Genomic DNA, 19,059 nt, shown 5'->3' with positions numbered 1-19,059 from the left:
AAAAATTTTTGTTTTTTTTTGTTTGTCTTCTTTTTTTTTCTTTGAGAAGTGATTCTAGGGGCATTTTTTGTTCTTCATGTATGCGTGTTGAAGGATGTTTTAGTGCGATGAGACTAACAGAAATTTTTCATCCAATCCTTAGGATTTTTCCCTTCATAGCTACTAGAGAGTGCTTAAGGAAGTTAAGGAACTAGATCGAGATCGAAGAGAAAGCTCCTCATCGAAAGTATTTTCTATTGCAGTCTCTTTAGAACCTTCTTCTATCTTCTGCTTTGAGTGGGAAGGTTTTGGGTGTTCAAAGGTAGGAGAGTGTTGAGCAAAGAAAGAAAACAAACATGAAGAAATTGTGGCAAGAGTGAGACCGAGAAATCCTACTAAACCAATCTCCCATCTTTCTGGCGTAAACAACAGGCAAATTACAGAAGCCAACACCATTAAAGAAAGGACTACAAGGATCGCTAAAAAAGTCCGATTAGTCTTTTGTGTGGTAGAGGAGGAAGGAAATTCGCCACCGCTTGTTGTTTGTCGGTAGGAGCTGTTGAAATGTGGTGGCAAAGGACTCATGTGCTAACTTTCGCAATCTGGATAGATTAAATGCCAAGGGATGCTATCTTGTAAAGCTAAAAGAGAAGTGGCATAACTTTTCTCATAAAAGAGATACGCTATGCCCCAAGAACAGATTTACTTTTTCTTTTTAGGGAAAGCTATTTTGAATACGTCATCGTAATGGGAAACGAAATGTATTTTTAGTCCCTTTTTAAGATATCCAGGTAACTCGTCATAATCTCTCTGATTGTCCTCAGGGAAAATTAACGTCGTCAGCTGAGATCTTCTTGCTGCTATTAACTTTTCTCTTATGCCACCGACGCCCAACACTCTACCAGTTAAAGTAAGCTCTCCCGTCATTCCTAAGTTTTTCAGTACAGGAATCCCTAAAAGAAGAGAAAGTAAGGAGGTGACCATAGTCACTCCTGCCGAAGGCCCATCTTTGGGAGTAGCTCCCTCAGGAATGTGAATATGCACTTGTGATTTGTTAAAGAAGGTAAATCCTGGAGCGTACTTGTCTAGGGCGCTATTGAGATAGGTCCATGCTATGCGAGAAGATTCCTTCATTACATCTCCAGCTTGACCGGTCAATTGCATTTCTGTCTTATCAGAAGGTACATGAACACTTTCAATATACAGGGTAGCCCCACCCATAGAAGTCCATGCTAGTCCTGTAGCAACCCCTATAGGTGGGTGTTCATAAAACCTATCACTGGAAAACAGAGGTTTCCCTAAGTAATCGGATAGGCCTTGGGAGGTGATGCGATGTTGTTTTCTTTTTGGTTTAGGCTTTTCCTCTTCCTGAACGATTTTAAAAGCTACTTTCCTGAGGATCTTTTTAATATTGCCGTCCAAAGTTCGTACTCCAGATTCCCTAGCATAATTATTGATCATCATCTTTATAGCCTCAGGTTGAAAGACTACATCATCAGCTTTTAACCCCATTTCTTTTCGAGCTTTTGGAATCAGATATTTAGTTGCAATCTGTTGCTTCTCTTCCAAAATGTAGCCAGACAATCGTAAGATCTCCATTCGATCTAAAAGAGGCTCAGGAATGGAGTCTAGGACATTCGCTGTGAGGATGAACAGAACGTTAGATAAATCTACTCGAACATCCAAGTAATGATCTAGGAAATCCTTGTTTTGCTCAGGATCTAAAACTTCTAGAAGGGCAGAGGCGGGGTCCCCGTGATAACTGGACCCAATTTTGTCTACTTCGTCAATCATGATCACAGGATTCATGGTTTGGCTCTGTTTTAGCGCTTGAACCATTTTGCCTGGCATAGACCCAATGTATGTTCTGCGATGCCCTTTAATCTCCGCTTCATCCCGCATGCCCCCTACAGAGAAACGGAAGAATTTTCGGTGCAAAACTTTAGCAATGCTCTTGCCTATGCTGGTTTTTCCTACCCCGGGAGGCCCTACAAGGCAAATAATGCTGCCTTTTAATCCATCAGAAAGTTTGCCCACGCTAATAAGCTCCAGGATGCGTTGTTTGATATCCTCTAGGCCATAATGATCTTTATCTAAGATTTTTTCGGCCTTCTTTAGGTCGTGGTAATCCTTGCTCTGAACTCCCCAAGGGATAATGGTGAGCCAATCTAGGTAGTTGCGGCATACAGCATACTCGGCCGAAGAAGTGTCCAAAGTTTGCAATTTCTCTATTTCTTCGTGGATGACGTCCATAGCATAGTCAGGAACAGTGCGCTTTTTTAATCTTGCCATGAATCGATCAATGTCAACAGCTTTATCTTCCTTTTCGAGACCCAGTTCTTTCTTTATCGTTTTTAATTGCTCTTTTAAGAAAAACTCTTTTTGAGTTTTTGTGATAGTTGCTTCAATTTTTTGGTTAATGCTTCTTTGTAGTCTACTGAGATCTAACTCCTTTTTTAGAAGGACAAGAGCTTTATCTATTCTGTCATGCATATCAACAGTCTCTAGAATCTCTTGGAGTTCCTCCCTAGTAGCTGTTGTTAAGGCGACAGAAAAATCAGCTAGTTTGCTGGGCTCTGTAAAATCTGAGTGACCCAAAAAAATCTGCAATTCTTCTTTGAAGAGCGGATTAAGTTTAAGGAGCTCTTTGATGACGGAAACTATGTTGACTGAGTAAGCTTTAAGTTCTTCCGTTAGTTCTTTGTTGTCTGGATGGTAGGAGACCCGTGCTTTAAGGTGTTTGTCTTTTACAGGCTCTTCGATGCGTATGCGTTCTTCAATGCTCAGAAGAACTTGAGCGCTACCACTTTCTATTGGCATAATTCGCAAAATTCTTGCCAATACTCCAACTCGATATAGCTTGTTGAAATTTACTTTTAAGATGTCTGCGTTTTCTTTTTTTGTGAGGGCTAATCCGATGTATTTTTGAGAAGATTTCGCCAACATCTGTAGCACTTCGTAATAAGGGCCAGATTCAATTAGGACCGGAGCTGCCATGCCAGGGAAAAAAGGACGCTTGTTAAGCGGGAGTATAAAAAGCTCCGAAGGGAGGTGTTTTTTAGCTGCTTTCTCTTCTACATCTTCGTTTTCGCTTTCATCTAAAATTTTCTCGATCTCAGATGAACTAGTATCTTGAAATTCTTGGGTGTCTTTTGAATCGTCAGAATTCACTGTTACCTACACGAATTAATTGCCTCTAAAGTACAGAGGTTAGCATATCCGGATTTTTTTTATGAAAGAAAGGAAGAATGGAAAAAAGTCTTGGGAGTGCCTTTTAAGAGTAAAATTTTGATTTTGATTAGGGTTGATTCTGAGAGTCTTAGTGTGGGTCTCGATTTTTATGGAGGAAGTAGTAATTAATATTTTAGTGGCTTGGAAAACGAGTTTTTTTAGTTTTATTTTTATGATTCTGTCGTGTTGTTCTTAAACGAAACTTTCATTATGATTCTTTCCTGCAAGTCTCTAATTTTCTTACTATGAAGGTATGCAAGTTTTACTATTAGACTCTTCGGGAGAGAAGCAGTTTGTTGCTTATTCAGAAGATTTTTACGAAGTAACCGTCTCTTCAATGTCGCAAGAGAAGGATGGATCCCACTTTATGAGTGGCTTTGTCCGATCTTTGGGTAAACAGCCTTCTTTGATCGGTGTTTGTAAGGGGCCTGGTAGATTTTCTGCTCTTCGTCAAGGCGTTGCTTACGGGCTAGGATTATCTCTTGGACTAGGGATTCCTATTTTGGGGTGGTCTGCCGTAGAATCTTTTGTCCCTTCAGAGGACGGAGTCTTTTCTGTCTGTATTCCTGTAAGTAAAAGAGAGGCTTACCTCTGTGTGCGAGAGCTTCGGGGAGAGGTTGTAGAAAGTTTGGTTGATCCAAAGGTAGTCCCCTCAAGGGATATTTTTGATTTTTGTAGAAAAAATGGTTCAACTCGCATCTTCTGTTCTAACAAAAGTTTTTTTGAAGAAGTGCCGCGTGGAGTAACGGTAAGCATAGAAAAACCAGATTTTTCTAGAGTGCTCTTTCTTTTGAGATCCAGATGGGAAAGAGGAGAAGTAGAGGACTCCCTTGAGCTAGATTATTCCGGATCATCGCCTTTTTAAGGGGGTTTTGGGGTGAACTAACTCTTGAAGGGTAATGATATTGATGATACAATTTGCCGCGAACCGCTCTTGACAAAAGTTGTTTTTTGTGAGGAGATTGGGGCGATAGTTGTTTTTGAATCTATTGTAAGGTTATCGATGCCAAGTGTTAAAGTGAGAATTGGTGAGCCAATAGATAAGGCTCTTCGAGTTTTGAAAAAGAAAGTTGATAAAGAAGGGATCATGAAAGCGTCCAAAGGACACCGTTTTTATGATAAGCCATCCGTGAAGAAGAGAGCGAAGTCTAAGGCTGCAGCAAAGTATCGTAGCCGTTAGTTTTGACATAAAGCTTGGTTTGGGAGTTTATGGACTATTACTCTGTATTGGGTGTAGAGAAGAGCGCTTCTGCGGAAGAAATAAAAAAGGCGTACAGGAAACTAGCGGTCAAATATCATCCGGATAAAAATCCTGGGGACGCAGAGGCGGAAAAGCGCTTCAAGGAAGTTTCTGAGGCATACGAAATTTTGAGTGATCCTAAGAAAAGGGAGTCTTATGACCGCTATGGGAAAGATGGTCCTTTCGCTGGCGCTGGAGGGTTCTCTGGTGGGGGCTTCAGTAATATGGAAGACGCCCTCAGAACCTTCATGGGAGCCTTCGGTGATTTAGGTGGCGGTGGAGGCTCTATCTTCGATAATCTTTTCGGTGGCCTAGGCGGCGATGCTTTTGGAGGAGATGTCTCTAACGCCTCCAGAGGTGCTAGCAAAAAAGTTCATATCAAACTAAGTTTCGAAGAAGCCGCGCGAGGAGTAGATAAAGAACTGGTCATATCAGGATACCAGGCTTGTAACTCCTGTGATGGGTCGGGAGCATCTACTAAAGATGGTGTCAAGACCTGCGGAAAGTGTAGGGGCTCTGGGCAGGTTGTGCAGACCAGAGGGTTCTTCTCAATGGCTTCTACATGCCCAGAATGCGGAGGAGAAGGGAAAGTAATCATAGATCCTTGTAAAAATTGCAAAGGACAAGGGCGCATCAAAGATAAACGTCAGATCTCCGTTCATATCCCTGCTGGGGTAGACTCCGGTATGCGGCTAAAGATGGATGGCTATGGTGATGCAGGAAAAAATAAAGGGCCTTCAGGAGATCTTTATGTTTGTATTGACGTAGCTTCACACCCAGTCTTTGAAAGACAAGGGGATAATTTGATACTAGATCTCCCCATAGGTTTTGTTGACGCAGCTTTGGGAATGAAGAAAGAAATCCCTACCTTGCTAAAAGAAGGAACCTGCCTATTAACTATACCCGAGGGTATTCAAAGCGGTACAGTACTAAAAGTTCGTGGGCATGGCTTTCCCAATGTTCATGGAAGGGGCAAAGGGGATTTACTCGTTCGAGTATGGGTAGAGACGCCTCAAAGACTTTCAGATGAACAGAAAGATTTATTGAGAAAATTTGCTTCTACAGAGAAGGCTGAAAATTTCCCTAAGAAGCGGGGCTTCTTGGACAAAATTAAGAGCTTTTTCTCTGATTTTGCTGTGTAACAACATAAAGTAGATTTCTGAGGGGGTAGAATGCTGATAAAAGAGGGGATTCGATCTTCCTTAATCGAAGCCATCGAGATCCTATATCGTGTGCGCTTGGCCGAAGAGAAAATGTTCAAACTTTCGCGGCAAAGTGATTCAGGAGGAACCTTCCAATTGTCCTGCGCTGGACATGAACTAGTTGGAATTTTAGCTGCTAAACATCTAAGAGCTGGAAAAGACTGGTTTTTCCCTTACTATAGAGATCAAGCCCTTCCTTTAGCGTTAGGGTGCTCCTTGAAAGAAATATTCGGTTCCTTCTTAGCCAGGGATATACCTAACCACTCCTCTGGGCGTATGATGCCCTATCATTATTCTCATAAAAAGTTTCGTATCTGTTGTCAGTCCAGTATAGTAGGCTCTCAATTCTTACATGCTGCAGGAAGGGGCTGGGCTGTAAAAAATTCTAATACAAGTGAAGTTGTTTACGTGTCTGGAGGAGAAGGAGCTACGTCTCAAGGGGAGTTCCATGAGATGTTGAATTTTGTTTCTTTGCACCATCTTCCAGTTGTTACAGTGATTCAAAATAATCAATGGGCGATATCTGTTCCTTTTGAAAAACAGTGTGGAGCTAATCTGGCTTCCCTAGGGCGTTGTTATAATGATTTGTCGGTTTATGAAGTTTCGGGTACTTCCTACCGTGACTTGGATATAGTTTTTTCCCAAGCAGTAAGGGATGCTAGGTTGCATAGTAGGCCTGCGCTTATTATTGCAGAAGTAGCTCGTTTGCAGGCTCATAGCAACTCGGACAATCACGAAAAATACCGTACAGCTCAGGAACTCTCTATACTTCAAGAATCTAGAGATCCTCTTTCTATTTTAGAAGATGAAGTGCTTTTAAAAGGAGAGGCCTCTAGAGAAGATCTTCTAAAAATACAGAGTAGCGTGAAACAAGAAGTAGAAGAAGCTGCGTCGGAAGCCTTGTTGATGCCCTTCCCCGGTAGAGGGACCGCGGCTCTTCATGTTTATGCCCCACCTGTGGATGCCCTTATCGATTACGAAGTAGATTTCCCAGAGAGTGAGCCTAAAACTATGCGGGACGCTATAAGGGAAGCTATTGTGGAGGAAATGCAAAGGGACGCTGGAGTTATTGTTTTTGGTGAGGACGTCGCAGGCGATAAGGGTGGAGTTTTTGGCGTTACTAGAGGGCTAACAGATGCTTTCGGTGAAAATCGTTGCTTCAATACTCCATTAGCAGAAGCAACTATCATAGGTACTGCTATAGGTATGGCCTTTGATGAAATTCATAAGCCTATAGCTGAAATTCAGTTTGCTGATTATATTTGGCCGGGGATTAATCAGTTGTTTGGAGAAGCCTCTAGCATACATTATCGCTCCGCAGGTGAATGGGAGTGCCCTATTGTCATCAGAACGCCTTGTGGAGGATATATACAGGGAGGCCCCTACCATTCTCAAAGTATCGAAGGGTTTTTAGCTCATTGTCCAGGAATAAAGGTTGCGTATCCTAGCAATGCTGCTGATGCAAAAGCATTAATGAAAGCCGCTATCAGAGACAGAAACCCTGTAGTTTTTATGGAGCACAAGGCTTTATATCAGCGTAGAATCTTTAGCTCGAGAGCGGTATATTCCAGCAATTATGTTCTTCCTTTCGGCAAAGCTGCTACAATTCAAGAGGGAGAGGACCTTACAGTAGTTTCTTGGGGAATGCCGCTAGTGCTGTGTGCTGATTTGTTATCAGAGTTACAGTCTCTAGGAATATCAGTAACCCTCATAGATTTGAGAACCTTGGTACCCTGGGATTCGGCAACGGTTATAGAGTCTGTAAAGAAAACAGGAAAACTTCTAGTGGTTCATGAGGCGCCAGAAGTGTGTGGTTTTGGAAGCGAAATAGTTGCTGTTGTCGCCGAAGAAGCAGGAATGTATCTTGACGCTCCTATACGTCGACTATGTGGCCTTAATACTCCTGTTCCTTACTGCAAGACATTAGAAAACGAAGTGCTCCCTCAAAAAGACAGGATACTCTCAGGAATTAAAGATTTAGCAGAGTTCTAAATAATGAGACATCCCCTCACTTTAGAGCGGAATATTTTAAAAACTGGAGCTTTTATCTCCAGTCGTATACGGCATCTATACTGATAGACTTCACGTGGTGGTTTCTAAGTTGTTCTAGCTCCACTGCGTATAATAATGCTAAGAAACATAAGTTTCTCCAATCAGCTCTCTCTGGATGGGTTCTAGGGCATAAGTTAATACCTAACAGTTCTTGTAAGTGTAGATCCGAAACCCCTCGCATATGAGCAAAGGCTATCAGTTTTGAGTTCGACTGAACCAAGTCTGTGAATATTCGTTCTGCTTCTGGAGAAGATACTAAGTCTCCTTGGGTGGTTTTGGGATCTAATTTTTGAGATAAATCCAAGAAGAAGATATACTTACCCGAACTTTTTGTTCCTTTAGGGGTTTCCCAGGCACAAACGTCGTCTGAAAGGCCCGGTCGATTTTGCATTTCTCGCAAAATTTTGTCCTTAAAGCCCGTAGGTAAAAGAGATAGGTATTGATTTTGTTTGCTATGAACGCTATCAGGAGCACCACTATTAGAAACTAGCACAGTAGCAGAAGACTCCTCTATAGGCCTATTTCTTATGGATCTAGGCGTTTCTCGTAAAAAGATAGTAAAGGGGCGAGTTTTATGGGCTATCTCAGAATATTTATCAGCTTCAATTCCTCCTTCAGTATCGCAGAAACTAAAAATAGCATATTTCTCTGCTAGAAGCTTGTTTAATTCTCCCTCTGGCTCAGTTTCTAAAAGAGGGACTTGCCAGGAAGACGGCGTGTATCGAGCTGGAAGCCAGGAGGAAGTTAAAGGAATAGATGTTAAATCCTTTAACGTAGAAGGGAACTCTTTTTTATAAGCATCTATTCCAGCCAAAGAGATTAAAAGTACAACAAGCCCAACACCTAGAACTATAAGTCCCACAGGTACAGATATAGATGCTGAAATCAAGTAAATTGCAGCAGAAATAAGTTCTAAGGAGGAAAGTAACCCAATGGTTATTAGGACGATTTTCGAAATATCAAACACGCTCGTGGCAACGCGTTTATTATTATCTAGAAAGTTTGAGGGCCTTACGCTCGCACTTTCTAGAGGTTGAGAAAAGACTGGGGGTATTTGTGTTGTCATAGCGATACCGAAAATATATCTTTGTTTATACGAATTTTCAATTTTTTCTATCTCATTACCAATCTGAATCTGATTTAGGTTCTTCTTTGGAAGGCTCTTTGGGAGATGAGGTAGAAGGTTCTCCTTCTTTATCGATTTTCTCTGAAAGTTTTTGTCCAGCTTTCACTAGAACTTTGCTGGTAGCTCTTCCAAGCTTTGCTACCATACCCTTTTTCTTCTTGCCATCTCCTCCTCCCTTTTCATCTAAAGAGAATGTTGATGCGGAGATAACGACAGAAGATCCTGCTTGTAATTGCAAAATTCGTGAAAGTTTATCTGCTAATTTTTCCAATGATGCGGCAGAATCAACTCCTGTTTCAGAAAGATAAACAAGTTTCCTTTCCAAGATTGTGTTTAAAATTTTAAGCACATCTTCTCTAGATAAGAGGATGTCAAAGGCTTTGGAAATAAGCTCATCCACAATTTTGTTTCTTTGATCCAAGGACATCTTTTCTGGAGATGTTCTAATGAAAAGATCCGATGATAAATCTTTTGGGGATAAAGAAGCGAATATGTTTTGAGTTTGTTGGGAACACTTACTTATTAAAGCCAAGACTTCTTGTTTCGATTTTGAAAATATTATTTGTCCACATAAAGCTTTCCCCGAGAATGAAAGCAAGGTAGATACTTGTTCATTCAAATCGTAGAGAGTCATTTCTTCAGTTGACTCAGGAGTTCCAGTTAATGTGGTTGTTAGTGGAGCTTCCGTAACGACAGGGGCTGTTACAACGGGCGCAGGTAGAGGAGCTGTTGGTGGCGTAGGCGTTGTAACTACTGGTGTGCGAATGAGTGTAGGAGCTTCCGTAACGACGGGGGCTGTTACAACGGGCGCAGGTAGAGGAGCTGTTGGTGGCGTAGGCGTTGTAACTACTGGTGTGCGAATGAGTGTAGGAGCTTCCGTAACGACAGGGGCTGTTACAACGGGCGCAGGTAGAGGAGCTGTTGGTGGCGTAGGCGTTGTAACTACTGGTGTGTGAATGAGTGTAGGAGCTTCCGTAACGACAGGGGCTGTTACAACGGGCGCAGGTAGAGGAGCTGTTGGTGGCGTAGGCGTTGTAACTACTGGTGTGCGAATGAGTGTAGGAGCTTCCGTAACGACGGGGGCTGTTACAACGGGCGCAGGTAGAGGAGCTGTTGGTGGCGTAGGCGTTGTAACTACTGGTGTGCGAATGAGTGTAGGAGCTTCCGTAACGACAGGGGCTGTTACAACGGGCGCAGGTAGAGGAGCTGTTGGTGGCGTAGGCGTTGTAACTACTGGTGTGTGAATGAGTGTAGGAGCTTCCGTAACGACAGGGGCTGTTACAACGGGCGCAGGTAGAGGAGCTGTTGGTGGCGTAGGCGTTGTAACTACTGGTGTGCGAATGAGTGTAGGAGCTTCCGTAACGACAGGGGCTGTTACAACGGGCGCAGGTAGAGGAGCTGTTGGTGGCGTAGGCGTTGTAACTACTGGTGTGCGAATGAGTGTAGGAGCTTCCGTAACGACAGGGGCTGTTACAACGGGCGCAGGTAGAGGAGCTGTTGGTGGCGTAGGCGTTGTAACTACTGGTGTGCGAATGAGTGTAGGAGCTTCCGTAACGACAGGAGCGGTTACGACAGGAGTAGGTTTAAGTGTTGGAGCTGAGGGCTCCGTAGGAACCAAGGAGGGTCGAGCTGGCTTAGGTGTTTCAGGAGCTTTCTTCTCGGGGAGAGAAGTTTCTTCTTCTTCCGGGGTAGTAGAAACTTCTTCAACTGGAGCTTGCTGCATTTTTCTTGGGGATCGTCCAGGTGCTGAAGCTAGCAAAGCTGAAATAGCAGAAGCTTCTGTCGGAGATACTTTAGGTGCCTCAGGCTTATCTTCTTCTTTGGCTTTAGTTTCTGCCGGCTTTTTCTTTTGTTTAGCTTTTAATCTTTCCTGAAGTTTCTCTTTCGCTTGTTCTATTAATTTGCTTACTTCTGACTTGCTGGAGTAAAACTGGACAGTTCTATCTGCGGGAATATGTTCTAAGAGAGGGAGCTCTTCAAAGAAACTTTTTTGTGGAATAGGTTTTTGAGGATCTCTGAGGTATTCCTTAACTTTTGCATAAAGTTTAGGATCTCTTTCTAAGATCCTTCTGGGCAAATGATTGACTCTAAAGTGTGCGACTTCTGGCTGAGCATAGAGGTTTAGTTGTATAGCGTGTAGTAGAGCCAGTAAGCAAAGGTTTTCTCGTTGAACCTGATTTTTTATGGATTCGTGCATCCCTAATAAAGGCAATTGCAGAGTTCTAATCTTATTCTGGATAGCAACAGAGAATATGGCTGTATAGGTTTGAACAAGCTTTTTGAATAAAGAAGAGCTAGTCTTTTCCTCAAAATCATCGTTTATGACGAGGATGAGCTTACCTAAGTGATTGCGCAGTTCCTTTGGAATAGCAACTGTAGCAACTTCTTCTTGGGATAGTTGGGCTGTAGAAGAGAGAGCTTGAGTTAGCAGTTCTTCTGTAAGATTTTCTGTAATAAATACGGGTTGTTCATCTAGGGAGATAATGTCTTTTTTCTTTGTTAAAATTAATCCGTCAACTTCTCTAGCTAGATTTGGTATTTCTCTTTTGGTTAGACGACAATCACGGAAGAAGATGGTGTGATATTTCCAGTCGTCTCGGGGTACTTCAAAAAGTCTGGCTAAGAGTGCGCAAGCGTCATAGTCTGGGTCTCCTGAAATTCCTGGAGCGGAGACAGTATAAGGTTGTAGAACTTGACTTGTGTATTCTGAAGAGAAATCTTCAAGTTCTGGCAGTTGCCATAGCTGAGGAGCGAAGTAAAGTGGAAGATCTCTGGTATGTGCTGGATGCAGCTCTTTGGGCAATACTCCTGGAGGGAAGATTTTGGGTCTGGCGTCAATAGCGAGCAGGTAGAGTAACAGTAGAACAGCTCCGACGCTAAAAACGACAGACCCTATAATAGCAGAACCGAAAGCAAAGTAACAGGCGGCCATCACAAATAATTTTGTAGCCGAAACAAGACCAACAACTATTAGCGCTATTTTCGTTATATCTCGGTTAGTAAGAGGGAGATTTTTTTTTGCTAAATGTTCTGCTAAAGATGGCTTTTTAGATAAACTTGTTGTTGGATTCGCAGATGAACCAGATGTTACGGCAGAAGTCATTGTGACGCTCTATTGTTTAATTTTCACCAAAAACTGTGAGCAGGATAGCATAAAGCTAGTTATGATGAAATTAAAGAGTTAATAATAAACCTTTTAAAGGTGTTTCTTTGGGGTTGTCAATGTGAATTTCTTTGAGCGTTTCTTTTTGACTGTCAGAGAGTTGAGAAATAGCTTTAAGCAAGGGGAAAACTTTCATAAGTTCCCAACTTTTCTCGCCTATATTCACTGGTTTAGGGATGTTATCCCCTAACAGTTGTATGTGGAGTTCGTTAATTTTGTATTCAAAACATAACACGAATAGTTCTAGGTAATTTTTTTCGAAAGAAGCAAAAAGTTTAGAAAACATCATCAACTCACTTAACTCTGCATTTTCTCCGGAGGGCTTTTCTAGATCTTCTAGTGTAGTTTCTACTGTAAAGATGAGATGGCTAGCTCTAGGAGGAAGACCTTTTGCAGGTTCCCATGATAAGATTCTGTATTCACTGGGAGTCATTTTATCTATTGGAGATTTTTTTATTTGATTCCAAATGAAGCTAGAAATAGCGGCTATGCATGAGTGGGTTCTGGCGCAGTTTCCCTCTTTTTCAATGGAGGGAATTATGGAAAAAAGGAATGCTGCTCGGGGATGGGTTTGTTTGCAATCAAAAGGATGACCTTTATGCAAGCATAGGCGAGTGTTACTTTTATTATGCGTGAGGGTAATTTGATTTGCAAATCTGAGCGAACCATGACCTGGTTCCCAGGAATCGATATTATATTCTCGTAGCAAAGTGATAGTACTTTCTATTGAATAAGGTTGTTTTTTTTCCAGGCGTATCTTCCCGCAGCTGAGAAGAGATAGAGCAGCGATTACAACAATTAGTATTAAAGAGATTGTGAGAGCAGACGCCAATGGCAAGGGTATATTTAGGAATATTGATGCTAGAGGAAGAGATGCAGCTAGTATGAGCAATACAATGTGAAGAACGGTGTAAGTGTTTTCCTTTGTAGAGCTTTTACAAGGTGTCTGAGAGGTGTGTGGAAGGTGTGGGGTGCATGGGATCATGAGAACAACCGTTGGTTACATTTTTGATATAGGTTTTCCAGACAATGCCCAGCATAGACATGGACAGAGTGTAACAGCCTATTACAAGAGTGGATAAATCTGGAAGAGCGATTTCTTTAAAAAGAGGAAGCGTTTTTAGAAATAAATAATCCAATATTTTAGCCGACAGGTTGTTAGAGAAGTTGTAAGCCAGGGGTAGACCGGTAAATATGGCGAAAAAAGATGAAAAAAATAGCGGATAAATGAGTGGGGAGACGATGATGCTGTAGAATATGCCGCTGAGAGTTATTTTCCCGAAATAAGAGATTATAACGGGGAAAAGAAGTATCTGGGATGAGACTGTCAAAGAGAAAGAAGACAAACAGTAATCATAGATAAGCTTTAATAACGATGCCCCCTTGATTTTGGTTGGGGAGATCCTTGTCGTTTTGTAAGCCCATCGTTTTAAGAAGTAAGAAATCGTTGGAGAGAACAGCAGGATGCCGCCGGTGGAAAGAAAGGTTAAGATAAAGCTGGCAGAGTTTGTGGGAAACAAGCAAGAGCAGACAATAATACTGAGCCCCAATCGATTGAAAGAAGAGCAGTGTCCTTTGGTGAACAAAGATAAAGTAGACAGGGATGCGCTCATCCAAGCTCTGACGGTAGATGGAGAAAAAGGGAGTATTCCGAAAAACAGCGTCAAACCCAGCAGGATGGTCATTTGACGTATTTTTGTGGGAAGAAAAAATGTTATAAGAGAAAGGATTTCTTTAAAGATGAAGAAATGGAATCCTGAAACCACTAATATATGAGAGATGCCTAGGAGACAGAATCTTGTTTGTAATAATTTGTTTGGAGGTTTTCCAAAGAGAAGAGTTTGTAAAAACTGAGACGCCAAATTTTCTTCTTCCCTTGGTAGGATTTTTTTGATTAGAAAGGTTCTGAGGCGACTCCTAGTTAGTAATATTTTGTGAATAAAGCTTTTATTAGATTTAAATTTTAATCTGGGTATATCATCCACCGGCTTTTTCGATACTTTTTGATGAAAGAGTTCAGGAGTAGCAAAGATAAAGCCTTTTGCGAGTTTTGTTTTTACTTTCAGAGATTTTTCCTTATAGGAAGTTTTCTTGTTATGCTGAAGGAAAGGATTGTTGCTTGGGCAAGCAACGTTAAGGCTTAAAGGAATAAAGAAAGAAACGATTAGGCAGCTTTTAAAAGTTTTTGAGCGTAATTGTAGAGTGAATGGTGTCATTGCCAGTAGTAGTAGTGTTGCAATATCAGGAAGTGTGCTGGAAATAGTTCCCGACAGCCAGTGTAGCGCAATAATGAAAAGAAAATTCGAGTTATAAAAAGTTTCTAAGGACCACTTAAAAGTTCTACTAAAATGGAGGACTTCTTGGTGTGCTAGAGATAGCAAGGGCATGGTAAAGTAAGCTTCGAAACGAGGATTGTTGGATTGGAAGACTCATTTTTTTTCGATACATTATCTATCTCAGACTTAAAGAAGCAAGAGTCTTGGGAAGCAATATTGTCTAAGGTGCCATTATTGCCTAGAGGATGGTTCGAGTTAGCGGGTCTTAGTCATAAGGAGCGGTTAGAGTTATGTTGCCAGTTTTGGCTTTCTCGATTGGATCTTTCGACAGAAGCGCTGTCTTTTATTATGGAGTTTTTTTCGACCCTCGATGCTTTGGAGGTGTTTGCTTATAGAATCTCTTCGTTGAGTCCTTTCCAGCCCTGTCTATTATATCTTGGAAAGGAGGGTAAAAATAGTTTTGTGGGATATCCGCCTGTGCAACCTTCGGGTTGTGTCCCTTCTTTTTGTGGGGACAGAGTGTATGCAAATTTTTTCTATATTCATGATGGGTTTGGAAATTTCGAAGATAAAGGAATTTTGTCTACAAAAGACTTGGCTAAAGCTAGTCAAAAGCTGCGCAAGCTCCTCATAGAAGAAGGAAAGTTTGATGAAACTGAAGACTGCTATTCTTTGGGAGTGTTTCCTTTTTATGAGGGAGCTTCGCCAGATAATTATCAATGCTTTTTGGTCAACCCTGAGGTTTGTAAGAGTCTTCCTTCTCCTAATATGTTTTTTTCGAAAGATAATTTACATGGAGCAGGAGATGTCTTGCTTGGCATAAAACCTTTTTTTTCGGAAAACTATCATTACTCTTCGTTTTTAGATTGGTTCAAGAAGTATTTACTAGGAGAAATCTTTTATAGTGATTGTTAAGGGATAGATGGGTGCTGAAGATATTTGCAATGAGTGTAAGACCGTAGTGTTGAAGGTATTGAATAAAAGTGGAATGCATGTGCGTCCTGCAGGGACAATAGTACGTCTGTTTGAAGGAAGTGATTGTGAGGTAACATTCACTTACGGAGGAGAAACTGTTAATGCTAGAAGCGTTATGAGTATTCTTATGTTGGGGATTCCTTGCGGAGGAGAAGTTGAAGTGCATTTTCGAGGGAAAGGAGCTGAAGAGCTAGCAGCTAAGTTACAAGATGTGTTTGCTAGGAAGTTTGATGAAGAATGAGTTGAGGTGTATGGGTGATAATAGTCTTTTTGAAGAGAAGCGCTTTCAAGGAACCTCTATAGTTTCTGGAATTTCTATTGGCAAAGCAAATTTTTTATCCAAAACAGAAGCTTGTATTAGTGAGCTTACTTTGCCTCAGGAGGAAGTTGAACACGAAATTAATAGGTATTACAGAGCATTAAAAAATTCTGGTTCAGATATCGCGGCTCTTAAGGAACAAAATAAAGGGGAGCAAGGGTATGCGGAAGTTTCTGCTATTCTCCAAGCTCATTTGGAGATTATTAAAGACCCCCTGATAACAGAAGAAGTTGTAGATACGATTCGTAAGGATAGAAAAAATGCAGAGTACGTCCTTTCCTCGGTTATAGATCGTATAGAGGAGAAGATGGTTAGTTCTCACAAGGGCAGTGTTATTGTGGAGAGGCTGCAAGACATTCAGGATGTTTCTAATCGCATTATTGGGCATTTATGTAGTAATCGCAAGGATGATATAGGTGAGGTAGGGCAGAACTATATTATTTTTTCTAGAGAGTTGATTCCCTCGGATATTGCAGGGGCAAATTCATCCTACATTAGGGCTTTTGTTTCATCGAGGGGGTCTGCAACCTCGCATGCTGCTATAGTAGCAAGAGCTAAGGGGATACCTTATGTTGCAGGCATTCCTTTAGTTTCTTGGGAAGCTATGGAGAGATATCATGGTTCGATGGTTATCGTTGATGCTGTGGATGGTGAGGTGATTTTTGATCCAAGGCCAGCAACTTTAGAGTCTTACTATGAAAAAAAACGCCTGTGGGAAGAAGCTAGGGGTGTAGACCGTTGCTCGGCAGATGTGACGCATACGCATTTAAAAATTTCTGCAAATATAGAGTGTATGCAAACATTGCGTTTGCTGCAAAAAAGCTTTCCTCAAGTTGCTGTAGGGCTGTTTCGTTCAGAGTTCCCTGTTCTTGAAAATATCAATAACTTTAGTTTTTATAAGCAGTTGCAACTTTATAAATTGTTGGCGTCGCACAAAGCTTCTACACCTTCAGTTTTGCGCTTATTTGATTTTGGTGGGGATAAGGTGTATGAGGGGTTCTTGGGGTCAGAGACGGAGCGATCATTGCGTTGGTTGATGCGTCACCCAGAAGTTTTAAATGTGCAGTTGAAGGCTGCTTTGTTAGCAACAGCTTCAGGGCCTCTTAGGATATTAATACCATGGGTTTCGGATATAAGCGAGTTTAGGTTCATTAAAGATCGTATGTTAGAACTTATAGAAGATTGTCAGCAAGAAGAGCCTGAGTGTTCTTTGCAAAAGATTTCTTTGGGATGCATGGTGGAAGTCCCTTCTATGATTTTTTTGATGGAAGAGTTCGTTCAAGAAAGTGATTTTTTTGCTATTGGAACCAATGATTTATCCAGAAATGCATTGATTATTGATAGAGAGTGCATGAATTATCCTCATTTAGAAGCTCCCTTACATCCTGCTGTGATTCGTATGATTTCTCGTGTCGTCAAGTTAGCAAAAAGTGCCAATAAGGCAGTATGTGTTTGTGGAGAGGTAGCTAGTGATCCTGTGTTTATTCCTCTTCTTGTAGGGCTAGGTGTTCAAGAGGTTTCTGTTTCTTTATCCGCTATCGATGAAATAAGATCGGTAGTGTCAAAAATAGATTTGGTTGAATGTCAAAGGCTAGCAGAAAAAGCTTTGGAAGCTGTCTGTGTGGAAGATCTTCCAGAGCTTTTTCAAAAGAAGATTAGAGCATAAAGACAACCAAAGACGTTGTTTTGAAGGGATTATTAGCTCCAAAGCTAGTGCTTCGGCTGGTTTCTAGAAAGGGAAAGCTGTCGGATTTAAGATTTCATTGTTTGTTTCTAGAGATTCTCGAGCGTTTTTGTAAGCGGCCTTAATTAGATCTTCCAAGCATTCTGGGTCTTCTGGATCCATACAGTCGGGCTTAATAGATATATCTATAAGGTCTCCTTTACCGTTAAGAGTAATTGAGACCAGACCGTTCCCAGCAGATCCCTCTACACGCTGTTCCTTCAAAGAAGCTTCCATTTCTCGGAAACGTTGCTCCATTAATTTAGCTTCTTTTTTTTTCTTAGCAAACCCGCTACCCATAATTATTTTCCTTTTGTAAGTATTCCTGAAAACTCAACAGAGGCGAATTGAAGTATAGTATCAATAAGGGATGATTCTTCTACAGAAATTGATTTAAAATTCTTAGATTTTGGAGGGTTTTTTTCTGAAGGGGCAGAAGGAAGGGGGTGGGTGGGTGACTGAGTGGGTGTAGTTTTTAATTCGTCGGAAGAGTGCTTCGAGCTAGTTTCTAGTTTTAATTGTTTTAGAGAGTTACTTTCGGGTTGTAGCGACCGCAGTTCATTGAATAAATCTTTTTTTTCTTTTTCTTGAAGAATAGTTGGTGTTGCAGATTTTGTTTGTGAAGATTGTGGATGGTTAGCAAGAGGGAAAGATGTTTTTAAAGATTGAACTTCTTTTAAAATTTCTTTAGATGAGGGCCTGTTTATTAAATAAACTAGTTGGAGTAGAGTTGCTTCTAAGAAAGTTTTTTCAAAAACTGTTTTACTAAGGTTTGCAGATGATCTGCTGAGGAAGTCGATTATCTCTAATAACTTATCCTCAGAAATGTCTAAAGTTATTTTTGAGTCTGGTGTTGAAAGAGCGGAGCAATAAAAATTTATTAGACAATCTAAGAAATGAGCAATATTTCTTCCAGATTCAAACAGTTCATTGGTAATAGAGAAAATAGTTGCATAATTTTTTTCCAAAATGCCTTTATGTAGATCGGACAGAGTATGTGGCAAGGGGATGCCTACAGCATCGCAAACATTGTTAACAGATAACTCTTCAGGGTACATAGACACGACAAAGTCATACATGGACTCGGCGTCTCTTAGGCTCCCTTCAGCGGCTTTAGCTATAGGAAGAAGAGCTTCTTCGGAGGTTTTTATAGAGCTCTCTTTAGCCATTTTCTGTAACTTTTCTACAATAGAGCTTTCGGGGATCCTTTTGAGCGTTAGTCGCTGACATCTACTCAGCACGGTAGTAGGGATTCTATGAGGTTCCGTAGTTGCCAAGAAAAATTTTACATGGCTAGGGGGCTCTTCAAGGGTTTTCAGTAGGGCGTTGAAGGCTTCTTTGGTCAGCATATGAACTTCGTCTATAATATACACTTTATAAGAGGCTTTTGCTGGAGCAAAGATAACAGTTTCGTTGATTTGTCGAATATCTTCTATCCCTCTGTGAGAAGCTCCATCAATTTCTAGGACATCTAAAGAATTGCCTTGAGAAATTTCTATACATGAAGAACAAGAGTTACAAGGTTCTATGTCTGCGGACAAGTTGTCACAGTTTAAAGATTTAGCGAAAAGTCGCGCTAAGGTTGTTTTCCCTGTTCCTCTTGTGCCGCAGAAGACGTAGGCATGAGCGGACCTATTGAAGCGCAAAGCATTTTGTAGGACGGTAACAGCTGCTGTTTGCCCAATAATATCGCAAAATTTTTTAGGGCGATATTTTCTCGAAGAAACTATATAAGGGGTAGAAGATGCCATGATGTATTTTTCTTGGGGTGTA

General features: G+C 41.2%; 15 protein-coding genes. 7 read left to right on the top strand and 8 right to left on the bottom strand.

Features of this window, described 5'->3' with window-relative positions; translation table 11 throughout:
• Window positions 1-162 precede the first annotated feature (162 nt).
• A complete protein-coding gene (locus KJA58_RS02475; protein WP_213357878.1) occupies window positions 163-564 on the bottom strand; it encodes a hypothetical protein in 402 nt (133 codons plus the stop codon).
• A 117-nt stretch (window positions 565-681) separates the two neighbouring features.
• Window positions 682-3,150, bottom strand: a complete 2,469-nt coding sequence (lon, locus tag KJA58_RS02470; RefSeq protein WP_213357877.1) for an endopeptidase La — start codon at window positions 3,148-3,150, stop codon at window positions 682-684.
• A 313-nt stretch (window positions 3,151-3,463) separates the two neighbouring features.
• Here lon and KJA58_RS02465 point away from each other — a divergent pair, with 313 nt between their 5' ends.
• The 4 genes from KJA58_RS02465 to KJA58_RS02450 all read left to right on the top strand — a co-directional run bounded on the left by KJA58_RS02465 (window position 3,464) and on the right by KJA58_RS02450 (window position 7,644).
• Complete coding sequence (locus KJA58_RS02465) at window positions 3,464-4,075, top strand: hypothetical protein (protein ID WP_213357876.1); 612 nt, start codon at window positions 3,464-3,466, stop codon at window positions 4,073-4,075.
• Between the two features lie 138 nt (window positions 4,076-4,213).
• On the top strand, window positions 4,214-4,390 hold the full coding sequence (rpsU, locus tag KJA58_RS02460) for a 30S ribosomal protein S21 (protein WP_213318515.1): 177 nt from the start codon (window positions 4,214-4,216) through the stop codon (window positions 4,388-4,390).
• A gap of 29 nt (window positions 4,391-4,419) precedes the next feature.
• Window positions 4,420-5,592 (top strand): molecular chaperone DnaJ, encoded by a 1,173-nt coding sequence (gene dnaJ, locus KJA58_RS02455; protein ID WP_213357875.1) that lies wholly within the window; start codon window positions 4,420-4,422, stop codon window positions 5,590-5,592.
• Window positions 5,593-5,640: 48 nt separating this feature from the next.
• Window positions 5,641-7,644, top strand: a complete 2,004-nt coding sequence (locus KJA58_RS02450) for an alpha-ketoacid dehydrogenase subunit alpha/beta (protein WP_246485741.1) — start codon at window positions 5,641-5,643, stop codon at window positions 7,642-7,644.
• A gap of 52 nt (window positions 7,645-7,696) precedes the next feature.
• On the opposite strand, the gene KJA58_RS02445 is transcribed toward KJA58_RS02450, so the two are convergent.
• The 4 genes from KJA58_RS02445 to KJA58_RS02430 all read right to left on the bottom strand — a co-directional run bounded on the left by KJA58_RS02445 (window position 7,697) and on the right by KJA58_RS02430 (window position 14,380).
• Entirely contained in the window at window positions 7,697-8,770 is a 1,074-nt protein-coding gene (locus KJA58_RS02445) for a hypothetical protein (protein ID WP_213357873.1), read from the bottom strand.
• 55 nt (window positions 8,771-8,825) lie between these two features.
• Window positions 8,826-11,933 carry a hypothetical protein gene (locus KJA58_RS02440; RefSeq protein WP_213357872.1) on the bottom strand — a complete coding sequence of 1,036 codons (3,108 nt, stop codon included), beginning with the start codon at window positions 11,931-11,933 and terminating at the stop codon, window positions 8,826-8,828.
• Window positions 11,934-12,003: 70 nt separating this feature from the next.
• The gene (locus KJA58_RS02435; RefSeq protein ID WP_213357871.1) at window positions 12,004-12,978 is read right to left on the bottom strand and encodes a hypothetical protein; all 975 of its coding nucleotides are present in this window, start codon (window positions 12,976-12,978) and stop codon (window positions 12,004-12,006) included.
• Window positions 12,929-14,380: a ComEC/Rec2 family competence protein gene (locus KJA58_RS02430; RefSeq protein ID WP_213357870.1), complete on the bottom strand. Its 1,452-nt coding sequence runs from the start codon at window positions 14,378-14,380 to the stop codon at window positions 12,929-12,931. Before KJA58_RS02430 ends, KJA58_RS02435 begins: the two co-directional genes overlap by 50 nt.
• A gap of 33 nt (window positions 14,381-14,413) precedes the next feature.
• On the opposite strand from KJA58_RS02430, the gene KJA58_RS02425 reads away from it, so the two are divergent.
• From KJA58_RS02425 to ptsP, 3 genes are read left to right on the top strand one after another with little or no spacing between them, the layout of a single operon-like run.
• The gene (locus KJA58_RS02425) at window positions 14,414-15,184 is read left to right on the top strand and encodes a hypothetical protein (protein ID WP_213357869.1); all 771 of its coding nucleotides are present in this window, start codon (window positions 14,414-14,416) and stop codon (window positions 15,182-15,184) included.
• Between the two features lie 7 nt (window positions 15,185-15,191).
• On the top strand, window positions 15,192-15,485 hold the full coding sequence (locus KJA58_RS02420; RefSeq protein WP_213357868.1) for an HPr family phosphocarrier protein: 294 nt from the start codon (window positions 15,192-15,194) through the stop codon (window positions 15,483-15,485).
• Window positions 15,486-15,495: 10 nt separating this feature from the next.
• Window positions 15,496-17,229, top strand: a complete 1,734-nt coding sequence (gene ptsP / locus KJA58_RS02415) for a phosphoenolpyruvate--protein phosphotransferase (RefSeq protein ID WP_213357867.1) — start codon at window positions 15,496-15,498, stop codon at window positions 17,227-17,229.
• A 63-nt stretch (window positions 17,230-17,292) separates the two neighbouring features.
• Here ptsP and KJA58_RS02410 read toward each other — a convergent pair whose 3' ends face one another.
• Together KJA58_RS02410 and dnaX are read right to left on the bottom strand one after the other, a co-directional pair.
• Window positions 17,293-17,586 (bottom strand): YbaB/EbfC family nucleoid-associated protein, encoded by a 294-nt coding sequence (locus tag KJA58_RS02410; protein WP_213357866.1) that lies wholly within the window; start codon window positions 17,584-17,586, stop codon window positions 17,293-17,295.
• 2 nt (window positions 17,587-17,588) lie between these two features.
• Window positions 17,589-19,037 carry a DNA polymerase III subunit gamma/tau gene (gene dnaX, locus KJA58_RS02405; protein ID WP_213357865.1) on the bottom strand — a complete coding sequence of 483 codons (1,449 nt, stop codon included), beginning with the start codon at window positions 19,035-19,037 and terminating at the stop codon, window positions 17,589-17,591.
• Window positions 19,038-19,059: the final 22 nt, after the last annotated feature.

It is taken from the genome of Chlamydiifrater phoenicopteri, assembly GCF_902807005.1.
Lineage (GTDB): Bacteria > Chlamydiota > Chlamydiia > Chlamydiales > Chlamydiaceae > Chlamydiifrater > Chlamydiifrater phoenicopteri.
This window is presented reverse-complemented; position numbering and strand designations above follow the sequence as displayed.

What these genes read in the sequence shown, in the direction of transcription:
- KJA58_RS02475 (WP_213357878.1), bottom strand. Translation starts at nt 564, where the DNA reads ATGAGTCCTTTGCCACCACATTTCAACAGCTCCTACCGACAAACAACA.
- KJA58_RS02465 (WP_213357876.1), top strand. Translation starts at nt 3,464, where the DNA reads ATGCAAGTTTTACTATTAGACTCTTCGGGAGAGAAGCAGTTTGTTGCT.
- rpsU (WP_213318515.1), top strand. Translation starts at nt 4,214, where the DNA reads ATGCCAAGTGTTAAAGTGAGAATTGGTGAGCCAATAGATAAGGCTCTT.
- dnaJ (WP_213357875.1), top strand. Translation starts at nt 4,420, where the DNA reads ATGGACTATTACTCTGTATTGGGTGTAGAGAAGAGCGCTTCTGCGGAA.
- KJA58_RS02445 (WP_213357873.1), bottom strand. Translation starts at nt 8,770, where the DNA reads ATGACAACACAAATACCCCCAGTCTTTTCTCAACCTCTAGAAAGTGCG.
- KJA58_RS02440 (WP_213357872.1), bottom strand. Translation starts at nt 11,933, where the DNA reads ATGACTTCTGCCGTAACATCTGGTTCATCTGCGAATCCAACAACAAGT.
- KJA58_RS02435 (WP_213357871.1), bottom strand. Translation starts at nt 12,978, where the DNA reads ATGATCCCATGCACCCCACACCTTCCACACACCTCTCAGACACCTTGT.
- KJA58_RS02430 (WP_213357870.1), bottom strand. Translation starts at nt 14,380, where the DNA reads ATGCCCTTGCTATCTCTAGCACACCAAGAAGTCCTCCATTTTAGTAGA.
- KJA58_RS02420 (WP_213357868.1), top strand. Translation starts at nt 15,192, where the DNA reads ATGGGTGCTGAAGATATTTGCAATGAGTGTAAGACCGTAGTGTTGAAG.
- ptsP (WP_213357867.1), top strand. Translation starts at nt 15,496, where the DNA reads ATGGGTGATAATAGTCTTTTTGAAGAGAAGCGCTTTCAAGGAACCTCT.
- KJA58_RS02410 (WP_213357866.1), bottom strand. Translation starts at nt 17,586, where the DNA reads ATGGGTAGCGGGTTTGCTAAGAAAAAAAAAGAAGCTAAATTAATGGAG.
- dnaX (WP_213357865.1), bottom strand. Translation starts at nt 19,037, where the DNA reads ATGGCATCTTCTACCCCTTATATAGTTTCTTCGAGAAAATATCGCCCT.